Source organism: Streptomyces zinciresistens K42 (assembly GCF_000225525.1).
In the GTDB taxonomy this organism is placed as follows: Bacteria; Actinomycetota; Actinomycetes; order Streptomycetales; family Streptomycetaceae; genus Streptomyces; species Streptomyces zinciresistens.
Window position 1 is genome coordinate 1 of the sequence record NZ_AGBF01000073.1, and the last position, 15,240, is coordinate 15,240.

Below are 15,240 nucleotides of genomic sequence, written 5' to 3' on the forward strand. Positions count from 1 at the left end.
GAACTCGTCGTCGCTCAGCCGTCGATCTCGCTCGGCCTCGGTGACGACCTCGGCCCCGATGACGGTCTCGGGGGTGATGTTGTGCTGCGCGGCGGCGGTCTGGGCGTACTCGATTCCGCGCGTGAGGGCCTGGGTGACGCTGTCGGCCTCGACGGTCAGGCGTACGGAGAGGTTGCCGTTGGGGGCAGGGCCGACGGCCCCGTGCTGGTCGTGGAGCGCGTCGAAGAGCGCTTCGTAGGTGTCAGGGGAGACGTCTGCGGCGTCGAACTCGACGTACACGCTGAACGGCTGCACGGGGCTTTGTCCTCATCTGCTGAAACGGCGGTTGAGCCGGGCTGCTGGGGAGTCCCAGCGGCCCGGCGGGGTCAGTCCTTGGTCTTCTTCTTAGCCCGCTTGGGCTCGGGCTTGAATCCTGCCCGCTTGAGGTAGGGCATGCAGTTTGGCAGCGACCGGTGGTCGGACGGGGTCTTAGGGAGGTAGGTGACGAACTTCCCGTTCTTTGTGACCAGGTGGTGCTTCTTGCCCTTGCGGACCTTCTTCAGGACCTCTTCGTCCCGGCGGCCCTTGCCCTTGCCGTCGACCTCGAAGCCCTGGTCCCGCAGCTTCTCGATCAGCTGGTCTACGTCCTTGCTCGACATGCTCTCCCCTACCGGGGGCCGCTCCCCCTCTGACTCTTAAAACTATACATGCGAGAGATCGCTGATGCAAGTCTTAAGAGTCGCTTGTGGGGTGTTGTTCCAGGTCCGCGTGGTGCGTCACCTGGCCATGGTGCGGGTGATCTGCTTGCCGGGGTCAGGGAGCCCGAGTGCGATGAGGGCGTGCCGCAGCTCGCGGTCGAGGACGTCGAGGCAGCGGGGGCACAGGAACAGGGGGCCGGCCGGGGTGTCGGCGCAAGGGCCGCGGCCATAGGTGCAGGCCGCGCACGGCACGCCTCCGGTCCGGTGTTCGTAGGCGAGGGACTTGTGCATCGCGTAGCCCTCGGGGTGGCGCAGGACGCGGGAGTGGTCGAAGGCGCGGGCCCGTTCGAGGGCCTCCTCGGCGGCGCCGTCCGGGTGTTCGCTCGTCCATCGCCATTCGGGGCAGGTGTCGTGCGGGTCGGTCTGCTCGCAGGCGAGGACGGTGTACACCCAGGTCGGGTCGGCGTCGGACACGTTGACTCCGTGGATTGGTGGGGCGAGTCGTCAGGCGTGAGGGCGGGCGGCGGCCTGCCGTTCGCGGAAGTGGTCGATGAGTGCTGCTGCGGCGCCCTCGGGGGAGCGGTAGGGGTCGGTGATTCCGGGGCCGGTCCAGCGGCCGTCCTCGGTGCGCCGGATGGGGCCGGTCTCGGTGTCGCCGACGCGCACGGAGCGGGTGCCGGCGTCGGACTCGCCGCCCAGCTCGGCTTCCCGGAGGGTGCTGAGGATCGTGCGGACGCTGCCGTGGCGGCCGGCGTCCTCGAGGAGGAGGGCGGTGGCGTTCAGTCGCGCGCTCGTGTCGGCGGCGATGGCGGTCAGTTCCTGTGCCAGGGCGTGGACTTCGGCCGCGGTGTCGGAGGCTGCGGCGTGGAGGTTGCGGGCCGCGGTGGCCAGCTCGCCCAGGGCGGAGGCGGCTGTACGGCAGTCGGCCCGGTTCTTCGCGCAGGGGCCGCTGGGCAGCTGGGCCGCCGCGTCGTCGAGCGTGCCGAGAGCGTGGAGGGTGGCTTCCGGAAGGGTGGGAAGAGCGTTGGCGAGGGCCTGCACGTCGCGGTAGGTGCGGAAGGCGGTGGCGAGGGCCTGGTCGGCGGAGTGGGGGGCGGGGAAGGGGCCGTCGAGGTCGGAGACGGGCTCGGTGGCAGTAGCGCCGAGGCGGCCGGCGGCCATTTCGGTGAAGGCCAGCAGGCGGGCGAGAGGGAAGGCCATCCAGTCGCGCTCGTCGCCGGCGGCCTGGGAGAGCAGGGCCTGGGCGGGTTTGCGGACCTGGTCCAGGAGGCGGGCGACGCGCCGGCACCCGCCGCGGGTACCGATGGCGAAGTGCTCTCGCACGATGGCCTCCAGACCGTCGAGGATCGCAGTCACGTGCTCCTGGCGCAGGGCGTGGAAGAAGTAGGCGCGGGCGGCCGCGTCGACGATCTCCTGGCGCTGGAGAGGGATCAGGGCTACTGCGGCTCGGGCCTCGGAGGCGCTGGAGTACGGCTGGTGCTCCGCGTCGGCCGGGCCGTGCAGGGCGATGTGGAACACCGCGGCGTCCTCGGCCGCCCGCAGCGCGTCCGCCCGCTTGGGGCCTGAGTCGGCTCCGGCGCGTCCGCGGTATCCGCCGGCGGCGGCGTCGACCTGGCCCACGACCAGGTCGTTGGCGTCGACGACGTCGGCCGGAGCGGAGTCGTCGGCGGGCGGGCGCAGGCGGAAGGCCGGGAACGCCTGGAGCTGGCGGTTCATTGGTCTCCTCTGGGGGTGGATGCCGGGCCGGCGCGGGCGCGTGGGCCGGCCCGGGGGGCGAGCGGATGGGTCAGTTCGAAGGGCTCAGGGCCGGGAAGTTGCGGCGGACTTCCTCGCGGGCCCACTTCTCCAGTGCGTCGGCCTGGGCGGTGCCGGCCGTGCGTTCGACTGCGGTGCGCCAGCGGAACGGCGCCTTGCCGCCGCGCTCGATCAGCTCGGTCCGGATGACGTGGACGGCGTCGGTGTATCGCAGCAGCGGCAGTTCGTCGGGTGCCTTCTCGCGGTGGGCGCTGGCGAGGACCTGGGCGATGTCGTCGGCGAGCAGGGGGAACTCGACGGTCATCCGGATGCGCAGGCGGCGGTCGTTGGGGTCGCGGTAGGGGACGAAGGTGGAGGTCACGAAGGAGTGGGCTCCTTGGGTCGGGGAGGCTCGGGGGTCAGGGGCGGCACAGGCCCGTGTGGTCGGTGTCGAGTGCGCAGTAGTCGCGGCACTGGTGGCCGTCGGCGGCCTGGCGGGTGCCGGCGCTCTCGTGGCAGTCGACGCACAGGGCCGGTGCGGTGGGCAGGTCGTCCTCGCGAGCGAGGAATCCCGCGGAGCCGCACTGCTCGCAGGCCTGCGGATCCTGGTGCGCGTGGCAGTTGCAGTGCCGCGTGTGGTGGACGGCGGGGTCGTCGCCCTCGAAGACGTGGTGGAAGCGGCCCGCCGTGTCGACGACGAGGGTGCCCTGCGAATGGCCGGGGTCGGATTCCCACTTCGCGTCCGTGTGCAGGGTGCGCTTGTGCTGGCCGGCGATCGTCTCCAGCACGGCGAGCACGAGGTCCCACTCCCGGCTGCTCCCCCAGTCGTTGTCCTGGCCGGACGACAGCCCGTGCAGTGCGGTGGCGTCGTCGGAGTAGGTGAGGGTGAAGAGGCGCTCCAGCGGGCGCAGTTCGGCCAGTTCCCGCGTGATGCCTTCGACGGGGACGGGCTCGCTGAAGGCGATGGTGCCTTCGACGTAGGACTCTGCGCCCATGGCTGGAGTGCTCCTTGGCGGGGGGAGGGGAGGGGGCCTGTTGCGCCCGGCCGGGCCGGGCGCACAGCCGGGGGAGGGGCCTCTACTGCTCGAAGCAGCAGGAGGCGGGGATGCCGTCGTACTTGTGCCGCTTCACGTCGTCGGGGATGGGGTGCTTGCGCGTGGCCCGCAGTTCCTCGGTGGACGCCTCGTCCAGTTCGACGGTGACGTAGGTCTTGGTGCGGGCGGTGCGGGTGGCGGTGACCTTCCCGGTCAGGCCGACCAGGTACTGCGGGCGGATCCTGTCGATCCGAATGAGCGCGCCGGTGGTGATGGAGGCAGCGCGCGTCTCGCGCAGGGCCTTGGCCCGATCCTTCGCGGCGGCGTAGATCCGGTCGAGATCGTTCTGCGAAGCGTGCAGGGAGACGAACGTGATCGCCGCTGCCAGCGTGGGTGCGCTGTCCTGCGCCGTGGACGTGGGCAAGTGGTGGACTCCTTGGAATTGAAAGAGGATGGCGGAACCCGCCGTTCGACTCTTAAGACTATACATTCACGGTGGGGCTGGGCGCAAGTTTTAAGAGTCGACCAGGGGTGTGGGGTGGCGCGCGGTCAGCGCACCGCCGCCCCGGCGAACTACGGGCGGTCGACCGCGCGGATGAGCTGGATGAGCCCGAACAGGAGCCGGACGGATTCGTCCCACAGGGTGAGGTCGATCCGGCCGGACGACAGCCGGGCGAAACCCCTGTCCTCGTCGTCCCGGGTGACGATCTCCAGGGCCTCCGGGCGCGAGCGCAGGTCGTCCACCGACGGCCACGGCTCGTCCACGCACTCGCACTCAAGGTCGTGCGGGCACTCCTCCAGCTCCAGGACCCGGGCGCGTACGCGCTCGTAGGCATCGGTAGTCAGCGAAACGAACGCGATCTGCGCGCGGTCGCCGTGCCCGCTCTTCAGCAGATGGGCCCTGAAGCCGTGCGATGCCACCTGGCACCAGGCGTCCGGGCCCTCGCCACGCCACGCCTGGTGGACGCTGCCCCGGCCGTCTGCGGCGCGGATCAGCACAGTGGCGGAGACGTGAGCGGCGGCCGCGCTTGCCGCGTGTGCTGCGTCGATGCCGGCGCGCAGGGCGTGGGCGAGATCGGCCGGGATGTCGGTCGGGGGAGTGCTCATCGACGTGTCCTTCGGGTCGGAGGGGCGGTTCAGGCGGCGGACGCGGACGCGGACGCGGACGCGGACGCGGGGTCGAGGCGGAGCGTTCGGCAGTTCATGCAGCGCTTGCCGTTCTCGACGGGCAGGAAGAACGCGTGGCCGCCGTCCTGTGCGCCGGGGGACGCGTTCAGGCACCGTTCCGGAACGGGAAGGCTGTCGAGCAGCTCCAGAGCGGCCCGGTGGTCGTCGGCCCGGAGCGTCATGGTCCGGGGGTTCTCGGCGGCGAGCTTGCGGATGAATCCGGCCAGCTCGTCGCGCTGGGCTCGAAGGGACTCCAGGGATTCGGGGGTGCCCGCCGCCGTGGTCGGGGCGAGAGCCTGGGTGTCTATAGGTGCTCCTGGCGGCAAAGTCCAACAGATTTGACTCTTAAGACTCTACGCGCCGGGATGACGGAATACAAGTCTTAAGAGTCGATAGCAGCGAGTGTCCGGCGCTGACGGCCGCCAGCGAGCTGCCGACTGCGCATGCGTCAACCGTGCCGCCAACCAACTGGCTGTGTATTCTCACGGGTGCGGCTGTTACTGCAGCCACTGCCAGCGAGCGCGGCCCGGACCGCGTTCGCATCTGCGGCGGAAAGAAGTGGATGCTTCGTCAGTGAGTTGACCGCAGACGTCTGTCGGCGCGCTGGTCCGGGCTGTCGTGCCGCAGGAAGACTGGCCATGGCCCGCGACAAGACTGCACGGCTTCGCATGGACTACACCGGCGAGCCGTACTCCTCCGCATTCCAGTGGTTCCGCAGCCGGGGCCTGTTCAACGGGCTCGTGCCCGATGCCGCATCGCCTCAGCAGCAGTTGCTGGAGGCATGCGTTCTTCAGACCCTGGCCCGGCCAGCCCCGGGCGGACTTCCGTACCTCGCGGCTCCTGGGACCGCCTTCGGCCTCGAGGGCGTCTCACCCGACTTCGACGTCCTCCTTCTGCGGCCGGCCGGTGACCTCGTTGCCCAGGTTCTTGCGCGGATCCTGCCAGCAGCCGCTGCCACCGGTGTGACAGGTGTGCCGGGCCTTCGGGCCCAGGTCAGCCGACGCTCCGGTTTGACGGTGGGGCGAATCGGCGAACGCGCAGTGATCGAGGTCCAGTCGAGTCTCACGGGAAACGTGAGGGCCGCCCAAAAAGATCTTCATGAAGCAGCCGAGCTCGTCACCGCCGCCGGGCTGACTCCGCTTTGGACAAATACGGCTCTGGCGGAGGGCGAGAGCGAGGCCTGGCACCGGTTCTGCCAAGAGATCGAGGACGCCGCGCCGTGGAGCACCGCACTGCGAAGGATCGGACTGTTCGTCGAGCGGACACCCGACTGGACGCGCCGTCCGCCGGCACCGCAGGAGCTCGCAGGGCCCAAGCCGGACCGGATCCGGCCGCGTTCCGTAGGGCCGGGCAGCCGAGTCACTGGGGTTGTAGCGGTGGCCCCCGGCATGGGGAGGGGCGGTGTGGGCTGTACGACAGCGGTGGTGGCACTCGCCGGAGCGCTCGCACGCAGCGGTGTCGACGTCGGAGTGCTGTCCGCGGCGGACAACCCGAACAGGATCCGCTCCGTCATGGCGCACCCTGCGGCTCCAGGGCCCGACGGCTGGTGGGACTTGGTGGCGATCGAGGGAGCGGGCACCATCCGTGCCGCCGACGTGCCCGGGGATGCAGACGCCCACGAGCTGATCGAACGAGCCCGCACCATGTTCGACGTCGTGATCGTCGACATCGGCAACGGTGGCTACCACAGCGACTGGTGCGCCTTCGCGGACATGACCGTAGGGGTCGTGCTTCACAAAGAAGAGATGTGGGCTGGAAAGCGCCTCGTCGACAGGCGGCCCGACTCCATCCGGTTCTTCGCGTGGCTGAACGACCAGTTCAATCGGTTCCGCACGGGCGGCCGTCTGCTGAGTCCGCTGGAGAAGATGCTCAACTACCTCGACGAGGAGTTCCTTTTCTACGTGACCGACCGGGAGTCGGACGGCGAGCCCATGGTCTACGACGCCTCCAACCCCGAGGACGTCGAGCAGTGGTGGTCCTCCTACGCCTTCGCAGACCAGATCGGCGTCGACGAGGACGAGGAAGGCGAGGACGAGAACGAAGCAGAGGGCGACGACGGGGGCCTGTGGCTGCCGGCAGAGCACGAAGCGCCCTACCTCGATCAGTGGCGGGAGGAATTCCTGTCGTTCCTGGCCGTAGAGGGCAGGCGCCGCCACGAGAACGTCTGGGACCAGGCGGCGCAGCAATGGGCCGCGCGGAACAAAGCCCGCAACCTCAAGGGGTTGCAGCCCGGCGAGCGCGAGGTCGCCCACGACGCATCACAGGAGTTCGCCAGCGCTGTCGAAGACGACGCGGTCACGCGATGGGGCCTGGAGATGTGGCGGACGCAGTTCCCGGTGTGGGAGGCAGCACGCGAGGCGGGCGACGACCTGATCCGCCCGTGGGGGCACCTGCTGGAGACGGTCGCCCTCCCGCACGATCCGAGCGATATCGCCGGCCACCTGCGCCAGCAACTGCACGGGCTTCCCGATCAGCCGACCGTCGTTGTCCTGGCGCGTGCCGAGAACAGGCTCGGCGCCGACCGGCTCACCTCCGTGCGTGACGAACTCATGGATGACGGCTACCGAGGCCTGGTCATCCTCCCCGAGCTGCGCGCACTCGCCGAAATGCTGCGCGATGTCGAGACGGTCGCAAAACGCGGGGGCGAAGCCGCCGGCGCGGCGAACCGCCTTGCGCACGTCGTCGCCAACACGCTGCGCGAGACAGCCGCCAGGCCGGCCAACCGCCGGTGACCACCGCCTCCAAGGAGACCGGGCAGTAAGCCTCCGAGCACCCGGCGTCGCTGCCCTAACGGCACCACGAAGGAAGGCCGGCACGCCCGGTCCGGGACTGAATATGCAGGTGGGGCGCGCTTCACACGAAGCGCGCCCCAGCATCTCCCCGGGCTCGAACCGAGATCCCGAACCGGATCAGCCGATGAAGTCGGCGACCAGCTCGGCGAAGGCCTCCGGCGTGAGGACGTTCACCCCCAGGTCCGCCGCCTTGGCCGCCTTCGAACTCGGCTTGCCGTTCGCCTCGGCAGCGACGAGGAAGTCCGTCTTGGAGTTGACGCTGCTCCCTGCCCGGCCACCGGCCCTCTCGATCAGCGCGTTCATGTCGCTGCGCCCGTACCCGTCGAGAACTCCGGTCATCTTGCCGGTGACCACGACCGTCTTGCCCGCCAGCGGCCCCTCGCCCGGCCCGGTCGTCTCCGGCTCGGGCTCCTCCATGTTGACGCCTGCGGCGATGAGCTTGGCGATGACCGGCGCCATGTCGGCGACCTGCTCGACGATCACGGGCGCCTTCTCCGGGCCGATACCCTCCACCCAGCGCAGCGCGTCCGCGTCGGCCGCGCGGATGGCGTCCATCGTGCGGAAGTACGCGGCGATGCGGCGGGACATGCTGCGCCCGGTGCCCAGGATGCCCAGCGCGCAGAAGATCCTGTTCAGCGGCAGGGCCTTGGCCGCCTCGATCTGCTCGGCCAGCTTGGCACCCCGCTTCGCGCTGCCGGAGGCGGCGGTGAGCTGCTCGACCGTGAGGCTGAAAAGGTCGCCGAGGTCCGTGACGGCCCCGGATTCGACGAGGGCGTTGACGTACTTGCTGCCCAGACCGTCGATGTCGAGCTGGTCACGGCCCGCGGCGTACTCGATCAGGGCGGGCAGACGGCACGCGGTGCCCTTCACGCAGCGCCACCGCTCCTGTGCCTTGTTGATCTCGCTGCCGCAGTTGGGGCATACCTCGGGCAGGGGCACGGGCTCGGCGCTGCCCGGGCGCAGTGCCACGACCGGGGCCTGCACCTGCGGGATTACGTCACCCGCTCGGCGTACGGTCACGGTGTCGCCCAGGTGCAGGTCGCGGCGACGGATGTCGGCGGGATTGTGCAGGGTGGCCCGGGTGACGATCGTGCCGCCCACTTCGACGGGCTCCAGTTCCGCGGTGGGGGCGATGACGCCGGTCCGGCCGACCTCCCAGATCACGGCCTTGAGGGTGGTCATGCGTTCGACGGCGGGGTACTTGTAGGCGATGGCCCAGTGGGGGAAGCGGCTGCCGACGCCGACGGCGGCCTGCTCGGCGGTGTCGTTGGCCCGGATGACAGCGCCGTCGATGTCGAACGGCAGCGACGGGCGCAGCGCGGCGATGGCGTCGACCTGCTGCTGCACCTCGGCCAGGGTGGCGAAGACGTGGAGCCCGGCCGGGGTGTGCGCGGTGGTCTGGACGCCCGCGTCCGCTACCGCCTGGAGGATCTCGGCGTGCGTGGCGTTTTCCGGGAGGAACGCCTCCCCGTCCAGCTCGACCGCGCCGTACGCCCAGAAGGTCATGGGCAGTTCGTAGGGGCGGTTCTTCGCGCGCAGGGTGCCGGAGGTGGCATTGCGCGGGTTGGGGAACACCTTCGCGCCATGCTCGGCCCGCACCATGTTGGCGTGCTCGAACTGCTCGCGGCTGAACAGCACTTCGCCGCGGACCTCGAAGGTGAGGGGCGCATCGAGCTGGATCGGCAGGCCGACGATGGTGCCGATGACGTGGCTGACGTCCTCGCCGTGGGTGCCGTTGCCGCGGGTGATGAGCCGCTCCAGGCGGCCCTTGCGGTAGCGGGCGGCGACGGCGGCCCCGTCCATCTTCAGGTCGATCGCCCATCCGCCGGTGACCGGACGGCCCAGGCGCCGTTCCACCGAAGCCCCCCAGGAGACGAGGCCTTCCGGGTTGAACACGTTGTCAAGGCTGAGCAGCCGGGTGGTGTGGGTGATGTCGCCGACCGGGGCGGTCCCGGCGCCGACCTTTCCGGTCGGCGAGTCGGCGGCCACGGTCTCGGGGTGATCCTTCTCCCAGGCCTCGATCGCGCGCAGCAGCTGGTCGTAGCTCGCGTCGTCGAGCGAGCTCTCGCCGCCGCCGTAGTAGGCCGCGGCGGCCTCGCGGGCCTGGCGCACGGCGTCCTTGTACTGGGCAGGGCTGGACAGCACCGTTTCGGCGGGAAGGGTCGTCATACAGCGAATCCTTTCGCAGGGGTCTGACATTGGGTGGTCAGCGCCGATCTGCGCTGACCAAGGGGGTTCGGTCGGGAGAGAGGGGTGCCCCGCTGGAGCAGCGCCCTTGGGTTACCGGCTACAGGGCGGGAAGGCCTTCGTGCTGGCGCAGCAGGTTGGCCAGGACGATCCGGCGCTCCTCGTCGTTCCAGGGCTTGTCGCGCTCGGTGCGGATGCCGACCTCGGCGAGGTAGGCGTTCACCGCGGCCCTCCGCTGCCGCTGGGCGTACTGCTCGGGGGTGAGGAAGTGAGTGCGGCTGTGGCCTTCACCGCCGTCGTCCTGCGTGTCCCGGCGCAGCTTCCACGTACGCGGCCGGAAGCCCTCGCGCGCCCTGACCTCGGTCATCTCCAGCCAGACCGGCGGGGCCTTGGTCACCTCCACCTCGATCGGCTCGCCAGAACCAGCGCGCCAGCGTGGCTCGACGACCAGCAGGCGGTCGCCCACGCAGATCGGGGTGGAATCGGGCTCGGCCATCGGAACTCCCAGGGCAAGACGGGGCGCGGGTTCGCGCGGGACGCAGGCGAATTGGTTTCGGCGTACGCCGGGAACGGGGGATGCGGAGCCGGTGGTCCTCGGCTCTGGTTATGCAGGACCATTCCGTGTGACTCTTAAGACTATACGCAATGCGGAGGTTGGGGGCAAGTCTTAAGAGACAACGCGCTCGGCCGCCTGCAGACCCTCCCGCGACGCGACCGGCACACGGTCAAGCGGGACCACGCTGCCCGGGATGAACTCCGGGCGCGGCGCGTCGGCCGCTGGCGCCGGGCCCTCTTCGCCCGTGATGTGCCACACCCACAGTGCAAGCGCCGCGTCCAGCGTCGTGCACCAGCCGATACGCCGGCCGCCCCGGTAGATCTCCAGCCCCATGCAGTCCTCGCACATGCAGCACGCCGCGTACTTGCCGCGGTGCTGCGTCGCGATCCCCTTGTACGTGCGCCCCCGCCACTGGCCCCACTGCAGCCGGAACGCGGACCGCTTGGCGTCGGCCAGCTCGGCATCCGTGACCACCTTCACGCGGTCGATGGACTCGCACAGCCACGACTCACGCTCGGTGCCCTCGTGGGCGACGGCGCGCACCATCCAATTCCCGTTCTTGAACAGGTCGACGACACGGTGCGCGGTCTGCTGCTCGTGGAAGTCCTGAATCACCCACGCCCCCGGCACGACTTCCGGGCGCAGCTTCCCGCCGTACTCCTGCGGCTGCTCGTTCACGTCGTAGTCCCCGGCACGGACCTCCCAACCATCCACCGTGCGCGGGTACTTGGGCGCAGCCTCTGCCTCGTCGCTATCCGCCGCCTCCGAGCCGGCCGGGACCTGGAGGGTAGTGACGGGCCCGGCGTCGGCGGCCTCCCGCGCGGTCACGATCGCCTCACACGCGGCCCGGGCGTGCTCGTTCGCCTTGTCGGCCCACTCGCGGGCCTCGGCCACGAACACGCCCGCTTGGTCGGCGGCCTCGGCCGCGTCCAGGGCCTCTACGGCGTGCTCGGACGCCTGCCCGGCCGCCTCTTCGGCCTTGCTCCACTCCCCAGCCTTGGCCGCCTCTACGGCCGTCGCAGCGTCGGTGTGCGCGCATATCTCGGCGTAGCTCGCAGCGTCCAGGGCGAACGCCCCGGCGACCAGCGCGGCACGGTCGGCGCGCTCCTCGACTGCGGCGGCCGCCGCCGCGTCCTGGACCTTCTTGCCCGCCCCGGGCTGCTTTTCGCGCACTGTCGCGCGGGCGGCACGCTTGGCCCGCTCGTCGCCCATCTCGCACGCCTCGGCGAGCAGCTGCTCCACCATGTCCGCGGCCGGCCACGGCGCCACCTGACCGGCGCTCAGAGCATCCGCGAGCATCTGCCCGGCAAGCTCCGACGCGCGGTCGCACCACTGCTGCCAGTTGAGCTTGCACAGCTTCGGCGACGGGTCACCCCCGGCCAGCCGGCCCACGACGTCCAGCGCGGTGCGCCCGTGGCGACGCTCGCCGTCCAGCATCCAGCCGGCCAGGCATCGGCCGCACGTGACGATCTCGCCGCGCTCCCCGTTCGGGCCCGACACGGCCACCCGGAAGAACTCCCCGGACCGCTTGCGGCTGCACTTGCCGACGAACGGCGCGGACGTCGCACAGGTGGGCTTCTCGTCCTCGGCCTCGGTGACGACCGCGAGCACCTCGAACGGCCGCTTCGAGAGCGACGTGAGACCGGACGACCAAGCACACCACGACCGCGTGTAGAGCGCGTGGTCCACCTGCCGACGCTCCCACGTCTCCGGCGTCGAACCGTCCATGTCGCCGCCGCGCGCGTGGTCCCAACCCCACCGCGCCTCGACCAGCAGACCGGCCACCCCGAACCGCGAGACGAGCATGACGCCCGCCTCCACCTCGGTGCGCTTCTCGTCGGCCGACCAGTCGACCTCGCCCGTACAGTCGCCGTACCGGGCCCACACGTCGGCGAACCGCGCCCGGGTCTGTGCGTCGCACCGGATACGGCCGAGCAGGGCGGAAAGCGCGCGGTCCTCGAGGTCACCGTTCCACCAGTAGGTGTCCTCCCCGTGCCCGGCCTCCCACAGGTCATCGCTACCCGACCAGCCACAGCGCCGCACCCGGTACACGTAGCCCTCGACCGTCACCAGGCGCCATCCCGCGCCCCCCACGAACCCGGTAGGCGAAAGGGTCTCGCCGGGCTCCAGCGCCCCATCAGGGAAGCCGTGCCCGGCCTCGGCGACCGGAGCCGTCTCCTCGTCGCCGGCGCGGCCCGGCCGCGGACGGGCCGTGCCGAAGAGCGCCAGTTGGGTGGTGTGCGGGTGATCGGGGGTCACGCTGTCGATGCTCCAGAGATCGAATGTGCAGGAGGGGTACGGGGCGGTGGGCCGCTGGGAAGACCCGGACGATCAGCACGCCGTGGAGCAACCGCCGTAGGCGGGGAACTGGGCATGCGAAGCGGGTGGTTCTCGGCTCTGACCGCCTCGCCCCCGATCGGTCCGGGGGCGAGACGGCACGGTCGACCTACTGCGCCTTCTTCCGGCGGTGGGGGCACTTGTAGAAGTACGCCCAGGCGACCGCCGGGATCGAGACGGCCAGGCTGAACGCAAGACCGAAGGCCACACCCTGGAGAATTTCGACGAGCAAGGAGATTCCCCTCTGTCGGTACACGCGACAACCCCGCTTGACTCTTAAGACTATACGTAACCGTGTGGGGTGATGCAAGTTTTAAGAGACGAGTAAGTGGTGTGGTCGGATGCGTACGGCTTGAGCGCCGGAACGAGCGCCGTGCAGACCACCGCTGAGCACGGGGTTCCAGCGGGACGAAGAGGCGGCGGCGTCTGCCCGGTACTGCGAGGATCGTCCGCATGGATCGCAGGGACTATCTCGGCCAGTCGATGATGACGGCCGCCGTACTGCCGGCGCGTGCCGCCTATCTCATCCGTACGGGCAGCCACACCGGCTTCCGCCGGGCCGTACAGGAAGCGAGCACCCGGTGGGGCGGGATGACCGAACCCATCCTCGCCGTGCCGGACAACGGTGAGATCCCCGACGAACTGCGCGAGACCGTAGCCGCGGCGAAGGTCGAAGCCGCGGTGAACGTGGACGTCGACGACGCCCTCGCCCAGCGCGCGGCTGACGCCCTCGGCCTGCCCTGCGTCCCGATCGCCAAGATCGACCAGGCCGGCGCCGCGAGGTTCACCTGCCACCCGCTGCACGTCAACCCTCCCGTGCAGCCGTCCACCCTGCCGGTCGTCGCCGTGAGCGGCGCCCCGCTGTGGCAAGTCGCCGCCGCCGGCCTTCTCAACGAGGACCAGGCCGCAGAGCTGCGGCCCACCACACTCGCCGTCCGCCCGGGCCAGCCTGACGAGTACGGCCGGAACCAGATGTATGGAGCCACCCATCTGCAGAGCACGATCGCGCAGTTTGGCGAGCACCGCAGCAGCGCCATCGGGACACTTCCCGCGGCGGTATGGATCACCGATCCCGACGACATCGAGGACTGTGTCGCCTTCTGGAACGCCCGCGCGCTACGGCCGGTCAGCCACCCCGGGATGCCCATGCTGCTCCTGCCCACCGGAGAGGTTCAGCACTGGCTCGGCCTCGCCCAACAGCTCGCCGGCATGCTCGCCCGACCCGCGGAGTTCGCTCCCGACGTGATGCTGCTCAGCAAAAACGTCCCCCAGGAGCAGCTGCACGAGATCGCCGAGATCCTGGAACTCCAGCGCACAGACGCGGAGGTGAAGATCAGCGAACAGTTCCCCACCCCGGCACTGCGGCAGCCACCCTTCACCTACCGGACTGGCCTCGAACCGCGCCCGTGGCTCCTGCGGGACCGCGAGTACGGCTTGCCGACCTCGTTCGACGTGCACGTGTTCACCGGGGACACAAGCACACTCCGGTTCACCTCACCCGTCCACTTCCACACCCTGGGCAGCTGGGCGCTGGTCCGGCTGTGGGGCAGCCCGCTCGACGGCCTGCCCCGACGCGACTGCGTCGCCTCGCTCGTCGATCCGAACGCGCAATGGCGAGGTGACAGCATCCAACTGCACACTCGCGCGCAGAACGACTACACCTTCGGGCTCACCGTGCCCACCCTCGCCCAGGCGACCGAGGCCGTGCTCGAGGAGGTGAGCGCCCGTCACGCCCTGTCGGACAAGGGCAAGCTCGGGGTCGCGTTGCAGGCTCAGGCCGACATCGCCGCTCTCCTCGAACCAGGTGTGTACGAAGCCGTGATCGCCCTCACGACGCCCCGGTCCAAGGAACTCCTCAGGGAACTGCGGAAGATCCAGGCCGAAGGGACGGCCGACGCCGCGCAGCTGGTCGAGCTGGCCTCAACGTGGGGCGGCCGCGCCGAGCGCCGCTACCGCCCCACCACGAAGCTGGGACTGCCGCCGCAGCGGGCCTCCGAAGCGGCTGAACGCCTGTGCGAACTCGGCTGGGCCGAACGCGGGGTGGAGACCAACTGCGCCCAGTGCGGGGTCCGCACCTTCCACCCCTTCGAACAGACGCAGCGCCGACCGGTGTGCCCGGGCTGCTCCTCGCCAGCCCGGTACGAGACCACCGCCGACGGCCTTTCCGTCTTCTACCGGCTCGACAGCTTCGTCGACCGCGCCAGCGACCAGGGTCTTCTTCCTCACCTGCTCGTGATCGCCGCGCTGACGAAGGAGGAGCCGAACTCCTACTTCCTCCCCGGCTTGGACCTGTGGTTCACCGACCAGTCGCGCGGCGAGGCCGATGTCTTCGGCCTCTACAGCGGGCGCGTGCTGTCCGGCGAGGTGAAGACGTCGGCGTCTCAGTTCACGACCGACCAACTCACCCACGACATTGAGCTGAGCACTCGCCTGGGAAGCGACATCCACCTCCTCGCTGCGGTCGACACCGTCCCCGCGGCGACCCGCGAGCAGGCCGCCGAGCTCTGCGCGGGCGCCGGACTGGAGCTCCTTGTCCTCGACGCCCAGGAGCTCCGCCACACCTAGCACCAATGCGTCCGGCTCGTAGGGCGTCAGGAGCCAGGGGAGGCAACGGGCGTGTGCCTGGGGCCGCGTGAGAAACGGGGCGTGCGGGCCACAGGGTGACGGCTCTCGGAGTACGCGGGGGACCCTGCGGTCCCTGGCCGGCCGTCTCACCCGGCCGGTCCGGAGTTGAATCAGAGCCCTGGAGCGCCTGC

The 15,240-nt window shown here is 70.3% G+C and carries 15 protein-coding genes; 2 read left to right on the forward strand and 13 right to left on the reverse strand.

The window, feature by feature from the left end; genetic code table 11:
• From SZN_RS19995 to SZN_RS40945, 9 genes are all read right to left on the reverse strand, one after another.
• Positions 1-294: hypothetical protein (locus SZN_RS19995; RefSeq protein WP_007497896.1), on the reverse strand; the 294-nt coding region annotated here is incomplete at its 3' end.
• Positions 295-365: 71 nt separating this feature from the next.
• Complete coding sequence (locus SZN_RS20000) at positions 366-638, reverse strand: hypothetical protein (protein WP_007497899.1); 273 nt, start codon at positions 636-638, stop codon at positions 366-368.
• Positions 639-755: 117 nt separating this feature from the next.
• Positions 756-1,151, reverse strand: coding sequence for a hypothetical protein (locus tag SZN_RS20005; RefSeq protein ID WP_007497901.1), 396 nt, complete (start codon positions 1,149-1,151; stop codon positions 756-758).
• Positions 1,152-1,181: 30 nt separating this feature from the next.
• Positions 1,182-2,393, reverse strand: coding sequence for a hypothetical protein (locus SZN_RS20010; RefSeq protein ID WP_007497903.1), 1,212 nt, complete (start codon positions 2,391-2,393; stop codon positions 1,182-1,184).
• A 70-nt stretch (positions 2,394-2,463) separates the two neighbouring features.
• Positions 2,464-2,793, reverse strand: a complete 330-nt coding sequence (locus tag SZN_RS20015; RefSeq protein ID WP_007497905.1) for a hypothetical protein — start codon at positions 2,791-2,793, stop codon at positions 2,464-2,466.
• 37 nt (positions 2,794-2,830) lie between these two features.
• The gene (locus SZN_RS20020) at positions 2,831-3,406 is read right to left on the reverse strand and encodes a hypothetical protein (RefSeq protein ID WP_007497908.1); all 576 of its coding nucleotides are present in this window, start codon (positions 3,404-3,406) and stop codon (positions 2,831-2,833) included.
• Positions 3,407-3,488: 82 nt separating this feature from the next.
• Positions 3,489-3,869: a hypothetical protein gene (locus SZN_RS20025; RefSeq protein WP_007497910.1), complete on the reverse strand. Its 381-nt coding sequence runs from the start codon at positions 3,867-3,869 to the stop codon at positions 3,489-3,491.
• 149 nt (positions 3,870-4,018) lie between these two features.
• A complete protein-coding gene (locus SZN_RS20030; protein ID WP_007497912.1) occupies positions 4,019-4,552 on the reverse strand; it encodes a hypothetical protein in 534 nt (177 codons plus the stop codon).
• Positions 4,553-4,581: 29 nt separating this feature from the next.
• Positions 4,582-4,938 carry a hypothetical protein gene (locus SZN_RS40945; protein WP_139063561.1) on the reverse strand — a complete coding sequence of 119 codons (357 nt, stop codon included), beginning with the start codon at positions 4,936-4,938 and terminating at the stop codon, positions 4,582-4,584.
• Between the two features lie 312 nt (positions 4,939-5,250).
• Between SZN_RS40945 and SZN_RS40950 the strand changes: the two genes are divergently transcribed.
• On the forward strand, positions 5,251-7,344 hold the full coding sequence (locus SZN_RS40950; RefSeq protein ID WP_139063562.1) for a hypothetical protein: 2,094 nt from the start codon (positions 5,251-5,253) through the stop codon (positions 7,342-7,344).
• Positions 7,345-7,521: 177 nt separating this feature from the next.
• On the opposite strand, the gene ligA is transcribed toward SZN_RS40950, so the two are convergent.
• From ligA to SZN_RS43225, 4 genes are all read right to left on the reverse strand, one after another.
• A complete protein-coding gene (ligA, locus tag SZN_RS20045; protein WP_007497918.1) occupies positions 7,522-9,573 on the reverse strand; it encodes an NAD-dependent DNA ligase LigA in 2,052 nt (683 codons plus the stop codon).
• A gap of 118 nt (positions 9,574-9,691) precedes the next feature.
• Positions 9,692-10,087, reverse strand: coding sequence for a beta barrel domain-containing protein (locus tag SZN_RS20050; protein ID WP_007497919.1), 396 nt, complete (start codon positions 10,085-10,087; stop codon positions 9,692-9,694).
• Between the two features lie 171 nt (positions 10,088-10,258).
• Positions 10,259-12,406 carry a hypothetical protein gene (locus SZN_RS20055; RefSeq protein ID WP_007497922.1) on the reverse strand — a complete coding sequence of 716 codons (2,148 nt, stop codon included), beginning with the start codon at positions 12,404-12,406 and terminating at the stop codon, positions 10,259-10,261.
• A 187-nt stretch (positions 12,407-12,593) separates the two neighbouring features.
• Positions 12,594-12,716, reverse strand: a complete 123-nt coding sequence (locus tag SZN_RS43225) for a hypothetical protein (RefSeq protein ID WP_279627030.1) — start codon at positions 12,714-12,716, stop codon at positions 12,594-12,596.
• Positions 12,717-12,937: 221 nt separating this feature from the next.
• Here SZN_RS43225 and SZN_RS20060 point away from each other — a divergent pair, with 221 nt between their 5' ends.
• Positions 12,938-15,049, forward strand: coding sequence for a hypothetical protein (locus SZN_RS20060; RefSeq protein WP_007497925.1), 2,112 nt, complete (start codon positions 12,938-12,940; stop codon positions 15,047-15,049).
• Positions 15,050-15,240 lie beyond the last annotated feature (191 nt).

Coding starts and splice junctions, on each gene's coding strand:
- SZN_RS20000 (WP_007497899.1), bottom strand. CDS start 638: ATGTCGAGCAAGGACGTAGACCAGCTGATCGAGAAGCTGCGGGACCAG.
- ligA (WP_007497918.1), bottom strand. CDS start 9,573: ATGACGACCCTTCCCGCCGAAACGGTGCTGTCCAGCCCTGCCCAGTAC.
- SZN_RS20010 (WP_007497903.1), bottom strand. CDS start 2,393: ATGAACCGCCAGCTCCAGGCGTTCCCGGCCTTCCGCCTGCGCCCGCCC.
- SZN_RS20030 (WP_007497912.1), bottom strand. CDS start 4,552: ATGAGCACTCCCCCGACCGACATCCCGGCCGATCTCGCCCACGCCCTG.
- SZN_RS40950 (WP_139063562.1), top strand. CDS start 5,251: ATGGCCCGCGACAAGACTGCACGGCTTCGCATGGACTACACCGGCGAG.
- SZN_RS20020 (WP_007497908.1), bottom strand. CDS start 3,406: ATGGGCGCAGAGTCCTACGTCGAAGGCACCATCGCCTTCAGCGAGCCC.
- SZN_RS20050 (WP_007497919.1), bottom strand. CDS start 10,087: ATGGCCGAGCCCGATTCCACCCCGATCTGCGTGGGCGACCGCCTGCTG.
- SZN_RS20060 (WP_007497925.1), top strand. CDS start 12,938: ATGGATCGCAGGGACTATCTCGGCCAGTCGATGATGACGGCCGCCGTA.